The organism is Streptosporangium sp. NPDC051022 (assembly GCF_040683035.1).
GTDB lineage: Bacteria > Actinomycetota > Actinomycetes > Streptosporangiales > Streptosporangiaceae > Streptosporangium.
The window spans coordinates 229,067-245,137 of record NZ_JBFBCF010000009.1; the positions used below are offsets into that span (position 1 = coordinate 229,067).

Below are 16,071 nucleotides of genomic sequence, written 5' to 3' on the forward strand. Positions count from 1 at the left end.
AAGAGGAACACCCATCATGACACCATCACGTAAGCCCTCACGCGCGACGGTGATCACCGCGAGTATCGCGATCGGCGTGTTCGGGGCGGGCGCCGGGCTGGGAACCGTCATCGCAGCCCGTTCCGGGCAGCCCGCCCAGGAGCAGGTCATACGCCTGGCCGCGGGCACCTACCACCTGGACGCCGGCGCGCAGGCGTGGACGGCCGGGAAGGTGGGAGACGGCAACGCCCCCCTTCCGCTCTCCGGCGCCAACGGGGGCGGCGCGATCGGCAACAAGGGAGCCGGCCAGGGTTCCACGGGCGCGAAGGTCTGCCTGACCGCGACCGCCGACGGGCGCGCCGTCTCCGGCGGCGGCGGAGGGTGCCTGGCCCTTCCCGTCCTGGCGAGCGCCATCGCCCCCCTGCAGCGGCCCGGCAATCCCAGGGGCACGGCGACCAAGGACCCGGTGCCGCAGCCGAACAGCACGGCCGCGGTCGAGCCCGTCAAGAACACCTCCTCCCAGAAGAGCAACGGAAACAGCGGGAGCAACGGAAACGGCGGAGGCGGCGGGGGTGGCGGCGGCGGGGGCACGCAGAAGGCCCCGAATCCGGCGCCGGTCCAGCCGCCGACGACGACCACGACGCGCAAAACCGCCCCCGATCCCGCACCGACGAAGAAGGTCAGCGGCAACATCTCCGACAGCGGCAGCCAGATCGACAAGGGCCCCGCCGTGCTCGCCGAGAAGCCGAAGGTCGACGTCGGGGTCCCCGCCCAGCCGAAGGACACCGGCGGCCAGGGGACCAAGCAGTCGGCCCCCTCGGGCACCCTCAAGCCCGCCGTGCCCACGAGCACCGCCAAGCCCACCGAGCCGTCGGAGACCGCCAAGCCCACCACTCCCCGGGCCACTCCGAAGCCCTCGGGCACGGCCAGGCGGCCGGTTCCCACCGCGACGCCCAGGTCTCCCGGCAGGCACAGGTCGCCGCAGCGGAACGCCGCCCCCACGCCGCACAGCACGCTCAACCCCGCCCCGCCCACCGCCGACCCCACGCTTCCCACCCCCGACAGGCGGCAGCCCGCCGACGGGACCGTGCTCAGGCCGGCCGATCCCCCCACGCAGAACGGCACCCTCCCCGAGGGCGCGGACTCCCTGCCGGTCTTCAAGGACCCGGCGCTTCTCCGGCGGGCCCAGGAGGCCCTGGGGCTCGACAAGAACATGCGGTACACGGACGAGAACGGCGTGTGGGACCTCAACATCGCCCCGCCGGGCACCCCGCCGTGCCGTGACTACTCCACCGACGAGCTTCGCGAGCTGGGCTCCACCGAGCAGAACCCGATCATCCCGCGCGACTCGTGTCTGTGGCCCGCCTTCGTCCGCTGGCTCTACGCCGAGCCCGCTCCGGGTGAGGTCAGCAACTGGACCAAGTTCACCGGTCTGCCCGAGCGGAACCTGGACTTCGTGGTGACGGACCCGGCCCCGGCCCAGCCCAACCCGGCCGACCAGCCCGGCCAGCCCGGTCAGTCCGGCCAGCCCGACCGGTCCGGTCGGTCCGGCCCCGCGCAGTCCGTCCCGCCCGCGCGGTCGGGCGACCTCGCCCCCGCCGTGCCCACGCCGTACGACCAGGAACCGCCCGTGCGGTACGGCGGCTCCGACCCCGCCCAGTCCACCAGGTCGAACCAGTCCGACCGGCCGTCCGGCGACCTTCCCCCCGCGCAGCCCTCCCGTCCCGACCGGCGTGGCTCCGGCCACATCAACCCTGGCCCCGGCCAGATCGAGCCGGAGCAGGACGGGTACAGGGGCCCGTGAACGCGTCATCCGGTGCCGGGCGTGACGTGCCCGGCACCGGCCGGGGGGCGGCATGGGTGAGCGAGCACGGCGCGCACCTGATGGACTACGCCACCTACCATCTCGCCCCCGGCCGGGCACTGCCGGCGGTCGCCTCCGTGCTGACCGCCTGCCTGGCCGAGCCGGCCCCCGAGGGCGTCAGCGCCCGGGGACATCTGCTGGCCGCACTTCGGCGTGACTGCCTCACCGCTCCCGGTCACCGGGAGCGGTACGTACCGGACTCCGGCCCCGGCATGCCGGACGAGGAGGTGACCGAGCGCGTCTGGGCGCTCGTCGACCCGCTGGACACCGAGACGCTCAGGCTCATGTATCGCCACGAACTCACCGTGGAGGACCTCGCCCACGCGCTGGCGATGCCCGCCGACGACGCCGTCAGGCTCGCCACCCGGACCCAGGACCTGATCGAGATCCTGGCCAGCGGGCTGGACGCGCTCGCCAACGGGCGCCGCACCTGCCCGGAGCTCGCGCCGCTGGTCGAAACGCTCTTCCCCGACGAGTTCGACGACGACAGGACCGTGCCCCAGGGCGGGGAGGACGCGCGGGCGAACCTGCTGTCCCACGTACTCAAGTGCTCCGTGTGCGCGCGGCCGATCAACATCCGCTACACGGTTCCGCAGATGATCTCCCACCCGCGGATCCGCTCCCTGACCGCCGAGAACAGGCGACGGCTCCTGGCGTCCCTGCCGCCCGAGGCGGCCCGGCCCGCGCCCAAGCGCGTCAAGCCCAAGACTCCCGCCACGGCCGCCACGACCGCCACGCCCACAGCGCCGGCAACGGCCACGGTCGCCGTGACCCCCGAGGCACCCACCGGCCCCACCGGGAGCACCGAAAGCGCCAGGAGCGCCGGGAGCACCGGCGGCGTCGCGCCCGCCGCGTCTCCTGGGGCTCCCGCGCCCGCCGCGTCCGGTCCGGGCCCGGCCTCGGCGGAGGAGGACCCGTCCGCCCGTCCGGTGCGCCGCACCAGACAGGACCGCTCCACACTCCCCTACCAGCCCGTCCGCTCCGACCCTCCGGAGCGCTCCGGCCGTCCCGAACGCCCTGACCACCCCGGGCGTTCGGAGCGTCCCGACCACCCGGAGCATCCGGCCTCCCAGGAGCCCGGCGAGCGTCCCAGGCGCCCGGACCGCTCCAGGCTCCCGTACGGCCCGGCCCTCCAGGACCGCCCGACGCTGCCGTCCCTGCCCGTGCTGCCCGCCCCGACCGGCCCGTCGCTCGCGACGCCGGCCTCGGGGCAGGACACCCCCCTCTACGACGCGCTGTTCTCCCAGAAGCTGGCGCGTGAGGCCGCCACACGCACCGGCGACCTGACCGCGACGATGCCCTCCCTGCCGTCCGTCCCGTCCGCCGCGGGCCGCGCCGCCGGGGGCGCTCCCGGTGACAGGCGCGCCTCCGTGTCCAGGGCGTACGGCGAGCCAGCCGAGGCGCACTTCGGCCCCGGGCTCCGCGTCCTCGAAGCACTCGCGTGGGCCGGGGCGCGGGTCAAGAGCACCACCGTGAAGATCGTGATCATCGTGGTCGCGGGAGCGGCGGGCACCCTGACGGGGATGAACCTCTTCGCCCCGGCGGCCGGCACCGGAGCGACCGGTTCCCTGCGGTCGACCGCCTCCCAGGAGACCGCACCCCGTGAGACGCCCGACGAGGCCGCGCCGGCCGAGACGCCCTTCCCCGAGGCCGTGTCCTCCGTGGCTCCGCCCAGGACCTCGCCCGCCGAGACCACGCCCGCCGACCCGAACGGGCTCGCCGGGCGGGTGCGGATACCTCCCGTGGTGACGCTCGACGAGTTCGGCCAGGGAAACATGATGCTCACCGTGACCGGGGGAGCCGACCTGCGATGGCGGATAACGGCTCCCGGGCTGACCGTGACCCCGTCCAGCGGGACGTCGAGGGCGGGACACCCGGATGTGATCGTGCTGCGGGCCCTCCGCATCCGTCACTGGTGCGGCACCCCCTTCCAGGCCACCACCCCGCTGACCGTCTACGGACCCGACGACTCGATCACCACGACGGTTCGCTGGCAGACCTGCTGACCGCCCCGCCTCACCTGATCTTCGCGAAGTTGAAAGTCACCTGTGAAAGGACCCAGGCCATGACGGAGACGTCCCCCCAGATCCAGGCCTCGCCGCCCCCACAGGGCGAGCGGTTCCAGGAGACGGTCCCCCTCACCGCCGAACACCTGCTCATCAACCGGCGCCCCGAGCCGACCGGTGGATGGCGCCGCCTGGTGTGGCAGCTGTCCGGCGGGAGGATCACCCCCGCGGAGTCCACCGCGGAGCTGGAGCGCCGCACCCTGATAGCCCAGGCCCAGACCCCGGTGGCCAGCGGCCACCACCGGATCGCGGTGATGAGCCTCAAGGGCGGCGTCGGCAAGACCACGACGACCGTCGCCCTGGGCAACACCCTGGCCTCCCTGCGGGGAGACCGGGTGATCGCGATCGACGCCAACCCCGACCGGGGCACCCTCGGCCTCAAGGTCAAGTCCGAGACCGCCGCGACCATCCGCACCATGCTCGCCGAGGCCCCCCACATCCTCCGCTACGCCGACGCGCGCGCCTTCACCTCCCAGTCCTCCGCGCGCCTGGAGGTCCTCGCCTCCGACACCGACCCCGCCGTGAGCGAGGCGTTCAACGCCGGGGACTACCGCACGGTCGCCGGGCTCATCGAGCGTTACTACTCGATCTGCATCACCGACTGCGGGACCGGGCTGCTGCACGGCGCCATGGGGGCGACGCTGGAGCTCGCCGACCAGATCGTGCTGGTCAGCCTGGTCGCGGTCGACGGGGCCAACTCCGCCGCGGCGACGCTGGACTGGCTGACCGCCCACGGGCACGCCGACCTGGTCAGGAACGCCATCGTCGTGCTGAACGCGGTCGAGCCCAAGTCCGACGTGGACGTGACCCTGCTGGAGCGCCACTTCGCCTCACGGTGCCGCGCGGTGATCCGCGTGCCGTACGACCCGCACCTCAAGGAAGGCGCCGAGGTGGACCTGGTCCGCCTGCGGCCGACCACCCGGGGGGCCTACCTGCGTCTGGCCGCCGCCGCGGGCCAGGCGTTCAACCTGCGTCAGGAGCGGAGCCACTAGTGCGTCCCCCGATCGCCGACGACCGTGACCTGGACTGGGATCTGGGTCCCCCGTCGCGCAACAACCGCCGAATGATCGTTGTCGTCGTCTCGATCGTGGGAGCGATCCTGGTGGCGATCGGTGGGTGGCACCTGCTGGGAGGGGGATCCGAGCCCTCGTCCCTCTCGACCGCGAAGGTCGTCCCCGAGGGCGTGGTGCTCGCCCCGCCCTCCGCCTACGAGAGCGAGGCCGGCTACCCCATCGGGTTCCCGCACACGGAGCTGGGAGCGGCCTCGGCTGCGGCGGCCGCGCTGGAGGCGGCGTGGACGCTGGACGTCGGCCAGGCCGAGCACGCCGCGGTCCTCTACGCCCCGCCCGAGCAGCAGGAGGCGGCCCGGGCGGGCGCGCGGGCCGCGGTCGCCGGATGGCGCGAGACCCTCGGCCTTCCCAAGACCGGCCCCCTTCCCGAAGGGGCCGCCATGCGGACGAAGACGATCGGGATCCAGTGGCGCCCCCGCTCCAAGGACCTGATCCAGGTCTCCGTCCTGGTCCAGGTGACCGCGACCAAGGGCATCCAGGACACCGGCCCGACCTACTCCAGCCCGTACGCCATGAACCTGCTCATGACTTGGAACCCCACCATGCGCGGCCCGAACAACGGCGACTGGGTCAACATCCCCGACCCCGTCTCCGCCGCCGTGCCCCAGGTCGCCCTACCCGGTACCCCCGAGTTCACCGCCGCGGGCTGGAAGCCCCTGTCCGGCCCCGATCCCACCCCCTAGATCGAGGAAGCCCATTCATGCCCCCACGCAGCCCGTCCCGGCGCGCCACCCTGGTGTCAGGACTTCTCCTGGCCGGGGTGTCCGCCACGACCAGCGCGATCATCGCCCAACCCTGGAGCGCCCTGGCCGAACCCGGGGTCGACACCACGACCCCCGCGTTCACCCGCCAGGCCGCGTCCGACGCCCCCCCGCCCGCGCAGTCCGGCCTGCCCCCGCGCTCGGAGTCCGAGGGTTCGTCGGTTTCCGGCGGAAGCTCGTCGGACACCCGCTCCTCCGCCTCGGAGCGGAACTCGCGGGAGAGCGGCTCCGCCCCCTCCGGCTCCTCCGGTTCCTCCCGCTCCTCCCGTTCCTCGGACGAGCCGTCGGTCACCAGGAACTCCGCTCCCAGGAGAGACCCCTCGTCCGACGTCGAGGCCTCCACCGCGCGGCAATCCCAGACGGCGACCCGCGAGCGCCGCTCCGGCGGTGATCCCGCCGAGGAGCCCTCAGCCGACGTCGACTCCTCGGACTCCGAGGACTCCTCGGACGAGCCGGACTCCTCGGACGAGGCTCCGCCCACCAGGAGGACCGCCCGGAAAACCTCCTCCTCCGAGAGCGGTTCCTCCAAGACCGGCTCGTCCAAGACCGGCTCGTCCGGGACCGGGAGGACCGCGGCGCGGCAGGCCCCGGCCACGACCAGCCAGTCCCGCTCCGCCAAGACTTCCGCGTCGCCTTCGAGGAGTAAGGCCGCCGTGGAGGCGACGAAGGTCAAGTCCGCCCCGGACCCGGCCGACAAGCCGGAGACCAAGCAGTCCCCCGCGCCCGCTGAGACACCGGCCCCGGTGCAAGGCACCCAGACGCCGGCCACGGGACAGAGCGACGCCCCCACCGCGACGCCCGCCCCGACCGCGACCCCGGCCACGACGTCCACGGCCGCTCCCGCGCCCTCGGACACGCCGAGCCCGACCGCGACCCCGAGCCCGACCGGGACCGCCAAGCCCGCGCCGCCGAAGGACACGCCGAAGCCCCCGAAGAAGACGCCGAAGCCGAAGTCCTCGGCGAGCGCGACCTCCAAACCCGCCCCACCGAAGGAGGCGCCAAAGGAGACGAAGGAGACGTCGAAGGAGACGTCGAAGGAGACGTCGAAGCCTGCGCCGCCTCAGGAGACGACGCCCCCGAGCGAAGAGGACACGACCGTACCGGCGCCCACCCCCAGCCCGGTGACCACGCCGACGGGCGCCGCCACCCACAGCCCCGCCCCGCCGCAGCAGACGCCCACCGCCAGCCCCACCGCGAGTCCCACCGGGAGCCCCACCGCGACCGCCGTTCCCACCGTGCCCGCCGAGGAGTCCACGGGAGCGCCGACCGGGGAGCCGGGGGTCCGGCCGACCGCCGTACCGTTCCCGCCGTCTCCGTGGTCGCGGAACGTCGTGCCGCTGCCGCCGCTGCGGCACTCCATCGTCGCGAGTGACTGCGGGCCGCAGCAGATCGCGGCGTGCTGGAGCCTCGCGCCCTGGCGTAGCCGTACCGCCGAGTTCGCCCCGGTGACACCGAACACCGACCAGCAGTCCTCGTGGGTGGCGCCCCAGTGGGCCTTCTCGCCGCCCGGCCAGGTCACCCCGGCCCCCAGCGGATCGGCCACCTGGACGCCGAACGTGGCCGGCTGCTGGAGCTTCAGCCCGTCCGCGCTCTGCGCCAGACCCTGGGAGCAGCGATCATGATGTCTCGATCCCATGTCCGATTAGCCGTACTCAGCGCGGTGGCCGCGCTGGCCGTCAGCAGCCTCACCGCCGCCCAGGGCCAGGTGCGCTCCGGCGAGGCCTGCACGTCCCCGACCGGCCAGTCCACCGCCGCCGAAGCCCTCGGCTGGGGGACGCCGGCCTGGTGCGCGGAGTTCAACGGCGCGCTCAATTCGGCCGACTGGGTGGTCTACGACTCGCCCGGACACGCGGGCAACGGCCGCCGCTCCCCCGGACAGCTCCTGCAGGGCAACGGGGCGCTCTACCTGTACGGCCGCGCGGACGGCACGACCGCCGGGCTCGCCAGCCGCCACAGCCAGACCTACGGCCGCTGGGAGACCCGCATCCGGCTCTATCAGGGAGCCGGCTCCTACCACCCCGTCGCCCTGCTGTGGCCGCAGGAGGGCGGGGGGAACGTGAAGAGCGCCACGGGTGAGGAGATCGACTTCCTGGAGGTCATCAACGACCCGGGCAGGCAGCGCCCCAACTTCTTCCTGCACACCCCGCAGGGTCAGGAGCAGGCGAACGCCGCCGTCGACATGACCGCCTGGCACACCTACGCCGTGGAGAACACCGCCAACGGGGTCGTCGGCTACCTCGACGGGAAAGAGTGGTTCCGCTCGGCCAACGCCACCCACAGCCCGATGTCGGCCTGCCTGCAGCTGGACTGGTTCCCCGGGCAGGGTGACTCGGGGGACGCGTGGATGGAGGTCGACTGGCTGCACATCTACTCCCTGAACTCCGGCGGCGGTTCCGGTAACGGCTCCGGCGGGTCGGGGAACGGGTCCGGTGGTTCCGGCGGCGGGACCGGTAACGGGTCCGGCAGCACCCCCAACACCCCCCCGAACAACGCCCCGGCCGACAACCGGAACGGCGCACCCAACGGGGGCCCCGGCGACAACCCGAACGGCGGTCTCGGCAACGACCCCAACGGGGGGTTCAACGACGCCCCCAACAGCGGCTTCGACGGGAGTTCCAACGACGACCCCGGCATCGGCTTCAGCGGCGGTTCGGACAACGGTTCCGACATCGACCCCGGCAACGGCTTCGACGACTTCACCGGCGGTTCCAGCGGCGCTGGGTGAGGCCGTCCGGGACCACGGAGGATCCAGGGGGGCGCGGGACACGGATCCCGCGCCCCCTTCGCCGTTTCCGGGCTCCCGGCCCCACCCGCCCCGCGCGACCCGCCGCCCCGCTCAGAGCGCGTACGGCCGAGCCTCGCGCCCCTCCCTCAGGGTGGTCCCCCACCAGATGAGCTGGTCGAGCATGACCTTGGCCGCGCCGTTCGCCCCGTCGGGCTCGATCAGCCTGCCCGACTCGTCGAACCGGTCGGTGACCCGGTGGAAGCTCACGGTGTCGCGCAGGGACACCACGTGCAGTTCGGCGAAGACGAGGCGGAGCTGCTCCACGGCGCGCAGGCCTCCCGAGTGCCCGCCGTACGAGACGAAGCAGACCGGCTTGGCCGCCCACTCGTGGCGGGCCGCGTCGATGGCCAGTTTCAGGATGGCGGGATAGCCGCGGTTGTACTCCGGGGTGACCACCACGAAGCCGTCGGCGGCGCCGACCCTGGCGGCGAGCGCGCGGGCCTCGTGCCCGGGGTCTCCGGAGGGGCCGGGCTGGAGCGGGGGAAGCGGGGTCCGGGCCAGGTCCATCACGTCCAGGCGCAGATCGCTCCGCCGCCCCGCCTGGTCGAGGAACCACCGGCCGACCGTCGCCCCGAGGCTGCCCTCCCGGGTGCTCGCGATGATCACTGCGATGTCCAGCACGGTGTTCTCCCTGGTCGACGGGCCACTACGATCACCGTGCAACCTCAAGTTCGGTTGAGGTCAACCGCCCTCCCGCCCGCCCGGTCAGGCACGCGGGCGGGATCCGGCGCCGGCTCCGTCACACCCGGCCGGCGGGGTCCGGCAGACGCAGTTCCAGCAGTTGTCCCGGCCACTCTCCGACCGTCAGGGACTCGGTCCTGGTGAAGCCCTGGCTCTCGTAGTAGGCCACGAGGCGGCCGTCGTCACCGGCGTAGCAGTCGACCCGCAGGAGCGAGACCCCCCGCTCGGCCGCCTCCGACCGGGCGCGTGCCAGCAGCTCGGAGCCGACACCGTGACCGCGGAAGCGCTGGTCGATGACCAGGGCCTGGACGTACAGCTCGGGCTCGGGGGCCGGGGCGACGTAGTCCATCGGGGAGCCGAGCACGGCGCATCCGGTGGGCTCCCCGTCGATCTCGGCGATGCGCATTCCGCCCGAGGCGGCCCAGGAGGTGACCCGCTCCACCCGGGCGGGATCCGCGGAGAACGGCCGGCTGCCCCACTGGCCGGTACGGCCCCGCGCCGTCAGCCACGCAACGGCGCCGTCGAACATGCCCAGCACAGCCGGGACGTCGCCGCCGTTTCCGTCACGGATCCTCATCCGCGGATCGTAACAGGAGCCCATACACCAAGATCTGCCAATTTAATGGTTACTTCTGGTCACACTGGCTGATTCACGTTTCTTATCCCCCTCTTACGGAGGATCAGTACACTCGGCGACGGCCGGATTCCGGCTCCACGGTCGCGGGCGCGTAACGCCCCGGCCCATCCTCCCCCAGGAGACACGTGAGTAGCGGGTTGATCGGCGCGCCCACGAAGCCGTCGGACAAGGCCTCGCCCCGGCGGCGTCGCAGATGGCTGTGGTGGCTCGTGGCCGCCGTCACCACCGTCGTCCTCCTGGTGGGGGCGACGGTGACAGGCGCCTATTTCAAGCTGAGCGGCAACGTCAAGCACATCGACGTGCCCGACGAGGATCTGGGTGCCCGCCCCGTCAAGGTCGCGACCAAGGCGATGAACGTCCTGGTCGTCGGATCGGACCAGCGCAGCGGCAAGAACGCCAAGTACGGCAAGTTCCCCGGCGAGCGCACCGACACGATCATGCTCGCGCACATCTCCCCCAAGCGGGACAACGCGATGGTCGTCAGCTTCCCCAGGGACTCGATGGTCCAGCTTCCCGAGTGCCGGGCCAGGCAGGGACTGCCAGGCCAGAAGGCGCACCTGGGCATGATCAACGAGTCGTTCAACTCCGGCGGGATCGGCTGCACCTGGAAGACCATCGAGTCGCTCACCGGCATCCACATCGACCACTTCGTGAAGGTCGACTTCACCGGCTTCAAGGACATGGTCGACGCGGTCGGCGGGGTCGAGGTCTGCATCCCCGAACCGATCCACGACAAGAAGGCCCTGCTCACCCTTCCCGCGGGCAGGCAGACGCTCAAGGGCGAGCAGGCCCTGGGCTACGTCAGGGCCCGCTACAGCCTGGGCGACGGCTCCGACATCGGGCGCATCCAGCGTCAGCAGATGTTCATCGCCTCGATGATCAAAAAGGTGATGAGCGGCGAGACGCTCACCGACCCGGCCAGGCTCTTCGGCTTCCTCGACGCGGCCACCAAGTCGGTCACCACCGACCCCGCCCTCACCCCGACGGTCATGAAGGACCTGGCGACCAGCGCCCAGGGCCTGGCCGCCGGGCAGATCCACTTCATCACCACCCCCTGGCGCTACTCCGTCACCTACCCGGGCCGGGTCGAGTGGGTCGAGCCGCAGAGCAAGAAGCTCTTCCAGATCGTCGCCAAGGACACGTCGGTCACCGGTTCCGGGGTCAAGGGCGGCCAGTCCAGGGTGCCCAGGTCGAAGATCCAGGTCGAGGTGCGCAACGGCACCGCGCGGAAGGGCCTCGGCGGGCTGGTGGCCGTACAGCTCGAGGAGCGGGGCTACCACATCGCCAAGATCGCCGACGCTCCGCACAAGCCGTACCCGAAGACCACGATCGCGTACTCGCCGAAGGGCGCGCCCGCGGCACCGACGCTGACCCGCGACGTGCTCAAGTCCACCGGCAAGCTCGTCCAGTCGGCGACCACGCCCAGGCTCATCCTGACCATCGGCGACGACTGGAGAGGGCTCAGGCCGCCCAAGCAGAACGACGTCGACAGCCTGAAGGGATTCGACGCGACCCACGACTCCTGCGCGGACGCCTGACCGTCACCGGGACCGGCCACGCCCGGCCGTCACCACCGGGCACGGACGGTTGTCACCGCCGGGCACGGACGGTTGTCACCGCCGGGCACGGACGGCCCTGTCGCGCGCCGAGGACCGATCGTCTTCATTGAGGCCGAGGGCCGATCGTCCCCATTGAGTAGGGTGCGAAGCATGTTGCACGGGCGGGCCGCCGAACAGGCCGTGATCGATCGGCTGCTTGCGGACGCCCGGGCGGGCCGCAGCGGCGCCCTGCTCGTCCGGGGCGAACCGGGCATCGGCAAGACGGCGCTGCTGGACTACGCCGCCTCCTCGGGAGAGATGCGGGTGATCCGCGGCACCGGGGTCGAGTGGGAGGCCGAGCTGCCGTTCGCCGGGCTGCACCTGCTGCTGCGCCCGGTGCTCGACCGGGCGGACGCGCTGCCCGAACAGCAGAAGCGGGCCCTGCGGGCCGCCTTCGGGCTGGCCTCGGTACAGGCCGGAGATCGGCTGCTCGTCGGTCTCGCGGTGCTGTCCCTGCTGTCCGAGCTGGCCGAGGACGGCCCACTGCTGATGCTGATCGACGACGCCCAGTGGCTCGACCGGGCCTCGACCGACGCGCTGCTGTTCGCGGCACGACGGCTGGACGCGGAGGGGATCGCGCTGCTTCTCGCCGCACGCGAGCCGTTCGCCGCCCAGGGCATCGCCGAGCTCCCGCTCGAAGGGCTCGACGCCACGGCGGCCGCGGCGCTGCTGGGCGGCGAGGTCAGCCCCGTCGTCCGCTACCGCGTGCTGGCCGAGGCACGCGGCAACCCGCTGGCGCTGATCGAACTGCCCAAGGCGGCGCTCGGAGACGGCACCGCGCTACCGCTCACCGGCCGGGTCCAGGACGCCTTCCTCGGACAGGTCAAGCGACTGCCCGAGGCGACGCAGGGACTGCTCGCCGTAGCCTCCGCGGAGGACACCGGCGACCTGGAGATCGTACTGCGGGCCGCGGCCGGGTTCGGCGACCACCTGGAGGACCTCCATCCCGCGGAGAGCGCGGACCTGGTCCGGGTCAACGCGGGCACCGTGATCTTCCGGCATCCCCTGGTCAGGGCCGCCGTCTACCAGGGGATCCCGCCCAGTCTCCGCCTCGCCGTGCACAGGGCGCTGGCGGAGGCGCTGGACGGGCCGGACGACGCCGACCGGCGCGCCTGGCACCTGGCCATGGCCGCGACCGGCCCCGACGAGGAGGTGGCCGCCGAGCTGGAGCGCACCGCCGTACGGGCGAACGACCGCAACGGTTACGCCGCCGCGGCCACCGCCTACGAGCGCGCGGCCCGGCTCAGCACGCGGCCCGGCAGCCAGGCGCGGCGGCTCACGCTCGCCGCGGAGACGGCGGCGTGGGCCGGGGAGCTGGAGCGCGCGGGGGTCCTCGCCGAACAGGCCGCCCGCCGACTCGCCACGCTCACCACGGCCGAGCGCCCCCAGGACACGAGGCAGGCCGGCGGCCCGGGACGTCCCGAGCAGGCCGGTGGCCCCGGACGCCCCGAGGCCGAACACGCCGGAGGCGCGGGACGTCCCGAGGCCGAGCACGTCGAAGGCACGGGACATCACGAAGCCGAGCACACCCACGGCGCGGGACGTTCCGAGGCCGAACACGCCGAGGGCACGGGACACGCGGAGCTCCTGGCCCGTTTGACGCACGCCCGCGCGACGGCCGACTTCCTGCGGGGGGCACCGCACACCGCGCACGAGGCGCTGCTCGACGGCGCCGCGGCGGCCGAGAGCACGCGGGCGGCGCGCATGCTGCTCCAGGCTCTGCACACCGCCTGGTACATCGGTGCGCCGGAGCTCGACCGCACCGTCGCCAGGCTCCGCGCGCTGTCCCTGCCCGGCGGGGATCCACTGGCGCCGATCGTCGCGTTCATCACGACGACACTGCCGTCGAGCCAGTGGCACGGCCAAGAACGTCCGCCGGGCCGGACGCCGTTCACCGGCGCCGATCCGCTCGACTCCACCGCTCGCCGTACCGGCGCCCCCAAGGGGCAGCGACACGGGCGAGAGCACGGCGGAGGCGGCGCAGGGGAGGCGCCGCTTTCGCTGAGTGAGGTGGTCGCCGCGGCCCGGCGAGCGGGCGCGGACAGTCCCCGCGACCTAGTCCAGGTCTGCGGTGCCGGGCTGGCCGCCGGACAGGACGACGAGGTCCGCGAAACGGCCAGGACGCTGGTCGCCGAGGCCAGGACGCTGGGCGACATCGGGGTGCTGCCGACGCTGCTGTTCTTCCTCTCCGAGACCGAACTGTTCGGCGGGCTGCACCGCGACGCGCTGGTCACCGCGACCGAGAGCCTGCGCATCGCGCGGGACACCGGTCAACTGCAGTGGGCGGGCCAGATGAACGGTTTCCTGGCCTACCTCGCCGCGCTGGGAGGCGACGACGAGCGCTGCCACCGGCTCGTGGACGAGGCGCTCGCCTCCGGTTCGGCCGGAAGCGGATGGACCATGTGGGCGCTGGGCGTCCTCGACCTCGGGCACGGCCGGGTAGAGGCCGCACTGTCCCGCCTTGAGCCCAGGGCCGGCGGATATCAGGTGGCCGAAACCCGGTGCGTGCCGGACCTGGTGGAGGCGGCCGTACGGCTCGGCGTCCCGGAACGCGCCACCGGGCCCTTCGACCTCTACCGGAAGTGGGCCGGTGAAACGCGACAGCCGTGGGCCGAGGCCCTGGTGCTGCGCTGCCGGGCCCTGCTGGAGGACTCGGAGGAGTACTTCGTCTCGGCGCTGGGACTCGGAGGACGGCCCTTCGAACGGGCCAGGACCGAGCTGCTCTACGGGGAGTGGCTGCGCCGTACCCGCAGGAAGGCCGACGCCCGCACTCACCTGCGCGCCGCGCTGGAGGTGTTCGAGCGACTTGAGGCCACGCCGTGGGCGGGACGGGCGCGGGCGGAGCTGAACGCCACCGGCTCCGCCGCCCCCGCGACGTCGGCGCCGGGCATCCTGGCCCGGCTCACCTCACAGGAACTGCAGATCGTACGGCTGGCCGCGCAGGGCCTGTCGAACCGCGACATCGCCGCCCAGCTCTTCCTCAGCCCGCGGACGGTCGGCTACCACCTCTACAAGGCGTATCCCAAGCTCGGAGTCGCCTCCCGCGGCGAATTGGGCTCGATTACCTTGTCCGACTAAAAGAACATAAGAGCTTATTTCGCCTTTGCATACCGATGAAGACCCGGCACCTATAAAGGGGAAAAGGGCTTCTCGGGGGGAACGGTGGCGTCACGGCGAGGACCTCGCTCGATCCGAGCCCGAGCGACACTCACCACAATCATGATCTTCGCGGTGGTGTTGGCGATCGGCTCAATCGCGACCTCACTGGGCGTGCGCGCCAGCGTGCTGAACCGGACGACCGAGACCGTGGCCCGGGCCGCCCGGCAGATCCACCAGATAGACCACAGGATCGACGGCCTCCTCCCGACCCAGCAGGTCGACCGCCTGCAGATCGTCACCCGCGACGGGCGGGTCGTCGCGGCCAGTCCGGCACTGGAGGGACAGCCCGCGATCAGCCGCGTGTGGCCGCCCGAAGGCGACACCCGGGTGGAGACGAGATCCTGCACCACGTCCGCCCAGGGCAGGCAGTCGTGTCTCATCGTCGTGGGCTTCCGGGGCCTCGAGGCCCCCTACGGCGACGTCATGGTCTACGCGGCGACGCCCGAACCGCCACTGCTCACCGGCCACACCCTGGAGATCGGGCTGTTCGGCCTATCCGCCGCACTCCTCGCGCTGCTGGGGTGGGGCACCTGGCAGGCGGTCGGCAGGACTCTGGAACCGGTGGAGCGGATCCGCAGGGAGATGTCCGAGATCACCGCCTCCGACCTCAGCCGCCGGATGTCCGTCTCCGACGGAGACGACGAGATCACGGAACTCACCCGGACCATAAACGCGACCCTCGAACGGCTCGACCGGGCCGTGCAGCAGCAGCGCCGCTTCGCCTCCGACGCCTCGCACGAACTGCGCACCCCGCTGACCGGACTGCGCACCAAGCTCGAACTCGCGCTGGCCGACCCCGACGTCGAGAACCCGGTCAGCACGATGCGCTCCGCGCTGGCCGACGCCGAGCGCCTCCAGGCCATCGTGAACGACCTGCTACTGCTCGCCCGCCTCGACGCCGGGGTGAACGCCGAACCGGAGCGGATCGACCTCGCCGAACTGGTCTCGGGCGAGGTGAAACGACGGCCGGCCCGGCACGAGGTGCTCACCGACCTGGACCGCGACGTGGTCGTCCGGGGCAACAGGATCCAGCTCTCCCGGCTACTGACCAACCTGCTCGCCAACGCCGACCGTCACGCGGTGAACAAGGTCGCGGTCCACGTCGGCAGGGAGGGCCGCGACGCCGTCGTGGAGGTCGCGGACGACGGCCAGGGCATCGCCCCGGAGGACCGCGAGCGGATCTTCCAGCGCTTCACCCGCCTCGACTCTGCCCGCAGCCGCGACGCGGGGGGAACCGGACTCGGCCTGCCCATCGCCAGGGACATCGCCTCGGCTCACCAGGGCAGCCTGTACGCCACCGACAGCAGAACCGGCCACGGCGCCCGTCTCGTCCTACGCCTCCCCCTGTCCCCCCTCTGACCCGACCCCCCATCCTCAATTCCCTCCTGCCGCCCCCGTCCTCAAGCCCCTCCCACCGCTGTCCTCTCCCGAGAGGCCCCCGGGCACCGGTACGGCGAGCAGCGTCACGAAG

12 protein-coding genes are annotated in these 16,071 nt (G+C 72.7%); 8 read left to right on the forward strand and 4 right to left on the reverse strand.

Features of this window, described 5'->3' with window-relative positions:
• Positions 1-16 precede the first annotated feature (16 nt).
• From AB0N02_RS18160 to AB0N02_RS18175, 4 genes are read left to right on the forward strand one after another with little or no spacing between them, the layout of a single operon-like run.
• Positions 17-1,783 (forward strand): hypothetical protein, encoded by a 1,767-nt coding sequence (locus tag AB0N02_RS18160; RefSeq protein WP_363947465.1) that lies wholly within the window; start codon positions 17-19, stop codon positions 1,781-1,783.
• Positions 1,780-3,849 (forward strand): hypothetical protein, encoded by a 2,070-nt coding sequence (locus AB0N02_RS18165; RefSeq protein ID WP_363947468.1) that lies wholly within the window; start codon positions 1,780-1,782, stop codon positions 3,847-3,849. The genes AB0N02_RS18160 and AB0N02_RS18165 overlap by 4 nt, the downstream gene beginning before the upstream one ends.
• Before the next feature lie 59 nt (positions 3,850-3,908).
• Positions 3,909-4,901: a MinD/ParA family protein gene (locus AB0N02_RS18170; RefSeq protein WP_363947471.1), complete on the forward strand. Its 993-nt coding sequence runs from the start codon at positions 3,909-3,911 to the stop codon at positions 4,899-4,901.
• Positions 4,901-5,662 (forward strand): hypothetical protein, encoded by a 762-nt coding sequence (locus tag AB0N02_RS18175; protein WP_363947473.1) that lies wholly within the window; start codon positions 4,901-4,903, stop codon positions 5,660-5,662. Before AB0N02_RS18170 ends, AB0N02_RS18175 begins: the two co-directional genes overlap by 1 nt.
• On the opposite strand, the gene AB0N02_RS18180 is transcribed toward AB0N02_RS18175, so the two are convergent.
• Both AB0N02_RS18180 and AB0N02_RS18185 read right to left on the reverse strand, forming a co-directional pair.
• Positions 5,613-6,716: a hypothetical protein gene (locus tag AB0N02_RS18180; protein WP_363947476.1), complete on the reverse strand. Its 1,104-nt coding sequence runs from the start codon at positions 6,714-6,716 to the stop codon at positions 5,613-5,615. The genes AB0N02_RS18175 and AB0N02_RS18180 overlap by 50 nt on opposite strands.
• A gap of 84 nt (positions 6,717-6,800) precedes the next feature.
• Positions 6,801-7,376, reverse strand: coding sequence for a hypothetical protein (locus AB0N02_RS18185; RefSeq protein WP_363947479.1), 576 nt, complete (start codon positions 7,374-7,376; stop codon positions 6,801-6,803).
• On the opposite strand from AB0N02_RS18185, the gene AB0N02_RS18190 reads away from it, so the two are divergent.
• Positions 7,359-8,465, forward strand: a complete 1,107-nt coding sequence (locus AB0N02_RS18190; RefSeq protein WP_363947482.1) for a glycoside hydrolase family 16 protein — start codon at positions 7,359-7,361, stop codon at positions 8,463-8,465. The two genes, AB0N02_RS18185 and AB0N02_RS18190, sit on opposite strands and share 18 nt — an antisense overlap.
• Before the next feature lie 111 nt (positions 8,466-8,576).
• Here AB0N02_RS18190 and AB0N02_RS18195 read toward each other — a convergent pair whose 3' ends face one another.
• Together AB0N02_RS18195 and AB0N02_RS18200 are read right to left on the reverse strand one after the other, a co-directional pair.
• Complete coding sequence (locus tag AB0N02_RS18195) at positions 8,577-9,146, reverse strand: NAD(P)H-dependent oxidoreductase (protein ID WP_363947485.1); 570 nt, start codon at positions 9,144-9,146, stop codon at positions 8,577-8,579.
• A gap of 118 nt (positions 9,147-9,264) precedes the next feature.
• On the reverse strand, positions 9,265-9,783 hold the full coding sequence (locus AB0N02_RS18200) for a GNAT family N-acetyltransferase (RefSeq protein WP_363947488.1): 519 nt from the start codon (positions 9,781-9,783) through the stop codon (positions 9,265-9,267).
• A 185-nt stretch (positions 9,784-9,968) separates the two neighbouring features.
• Here AB0N02_RS18200 and AB0N02_RS18205 point away from each other — a divergent pair, with 185 nt between their 5' ends.
• The 3 genes from AB0N02_RS18205 to AB0N02_RS18215 all read left to right on the forward strand — a co-directional run bounded on the left by AB0N02_RS18205 (position 9,969) and on the right by AB0N02_RS18215 (position 15,959).
• Entirely contained in the window at positions 9,969-11,381 is a 1,413-nt protein-coding gene (locus AB0N02_RS18205; protein WP_363947490.1) for an LCP family protein, read from the forward strand.
• A 171-nt stretch (positions 11,382-11,552) separates the two neighbouring features.
• Complete coding sequence (locus tag AB0N02_RS18210) at positions 11,553-14,519, forward strand: AAA family ATPase (RefSeq protein WP_363947493.1); 2,967 nt, start codon at positions 11,553-11,555, stop codon at positions 14,517-14,519.
• Positions 14,520-14,660: 141 nt separating this feature from the next.
• Positions 14,661-15,959 (forward strand): ATP-binding protein, encoded by a 1,299-nt coding sequence (locus tag AB0N02_RS18215; protein WP_363947496.1) that lies wholly within the window; start codon positions 14,661-14,663, stop codon positions 15,957-15,959.
• Positions 15,960-16,071 lie beyond the last annotated feature (112 nt).

Coding starts and splice junctions, on each gene's coding strand:
- AB0N02_RS18160 (WP_363947465.1), top strand. CDS start 17: ATGACACCATCACGTAAGCCCTCACGCGCGACGGTGATCACCGCGAGT.
- AB0N02_RS18170 (WP_363947471.1), top strand. CDS start 3,909: ATGACGGAGACGTCCCCCCAGATCCAGGCCTCGCCGCCCCCACAGGGC.
- AB0N02_RS18190 (WP_363947482.1), top strand. CDS start 7,359: ATGATGTCTCGATCCCATGTCCGATTAGCCGTACTCAGCGCGGTGGCC.
- AB0N02_RS18185 (WP_363947479.1), bottom strand. CDS start 7,376: ATGGGATCGAGACATCATGATCGCTGCTCCCAGGGTCTGGCGCAGAGC.
- AB0N02_RS18200 (WP_363947488.1), bottom strand. CDS start 9,783: ATGAGGATCCGTGACGGAAACGGCGGCGACGTCCCGGCTGTGCTGGGC.
- AB0N02_RS18210 (WP_363947493.1), top strand. CDS start 11,553: ATGTTGCACGGGCGGGCCGCCGAACAGGCCGTGATCGATCGGCTGCTT.
- AB0N02_RS18215 (WP_363947496.1), top strand. CDS start 14,661: ATGATCTTCGCGGTGGTGTTGGCGATCGGCTCAATCGCGACCTCACTG.